The organism is Paraburkholderia sp. RCC_158 (genome assembly GCF_041355255.1).
GTDB classification, from domain to species: domain Bacteria; phylum Pseudomonadota; class Gammaproteobacteria; order Burkholderiales; family Burkholderiaceae; genus Paraburkholderia; species Paraburkholderia graminis.
Genome location: NZ_JBFUPM010000077.1, coordinates 1 through 1,054 on the forward strand (window position 1 = coordinate 1; position 1,054 = coordinate 1,054).

Annotated in this window: 1 pseudogene; it reads right to left on the reverse strand. The window is 63.5% G+C overall.

From position 1 onward, the window contains the following. Positions 1-172 precede the first annotated feature (172 nt). Positions 173-1,054, reverse strand: a pseudogene (locus AB6809_RS36195) (IS3 family transposase); the annotation flags it as partial.

The following is a 1,054-nucleotide window of genomic DNA, read 5'->3' on the forward strand; positions in this document are numbered from 1 at the left end:
TGAGATTGACCCGGTTCAACGGACAGATTTGCAGTTGGATTTAGTGTGATGTTGAACCTCCCGGGAGTGTTGAGTCGCGGGTTGTCCACGGCCGGGCGGCGGGTCGCCTGTCACGACCATGACGCTGCCCGGCGGTGGGCAACCCGCGCGGCGATGACATTTGATCCTGCGAATGCATGTTTTCGAATTCGAGCGGCGAACAATAGCCGATACTGCTATGCAGGCGGCGTATGTTGTACCAGCCTTCCAGAAACCAGAAGATGCGTGCGCGGGCCTGCTCGTGGGTCGCGAAGTGTTCTCGCATCAGCAGTTCTGTCTCGAGCGTGCCGAAGAATGATTCGCACATGGCGTTGTCATAGGCGTCGCCGGTCGTCCCCATTGACGGCTGCACGCCAGCCTCGCGGCAACGCCTGCCGAAGGCAATGGACGTGTATTGACAGCCCTGGTCCGAATGCAGAATGACTCCCTCATGGCACCGCTGCTGCAACGCCATGTCCAGTGCACGCAGCATCAGTTCGGTGTACAGATGGTTTGACATTGCCCAGCCGACGACGCGGCGGCTGAATACATCGAGCACCACCGCCAGATACAGGAACCCTTCAGCGGTCGGCACGTAGGTGGCGTCTGCTACCCACAGCACATCGCGGGCGTCGGCGTTGAAGTGCCGGCGCACCAGGTCGGGGGCACGGCGTGTCCCTGCGCGTTGCCGCGTGGTGTGGGGCCAGCGCCGCCGGCTCGCGCCACGCAGGCCAGCCATGCGCATCAGGCGCGCCACCCGCTTGCGTCCCACGTGCATGCCTTCGCGTGCCAGCTGTACATGAATACGTGGTGCACCGTATGTGCCCCGTGAGCTCGCATGCAGCGTACGGATGCGCGCGAGCAACTGTGCGTCACCGCATGCGTGTGCCGAAGGCTCCCGTACCAGCCACGCGTAATAGCCGCTCGTGGACACCCTGAGCAGCCGCGCCATCGTGGCGATGGGCCAGCGGGCCCGGTTCGCTCTCATGAATCCGTATCCTTCGGCGATACGGCTCCCGTCTCCCGGGCAAACCAG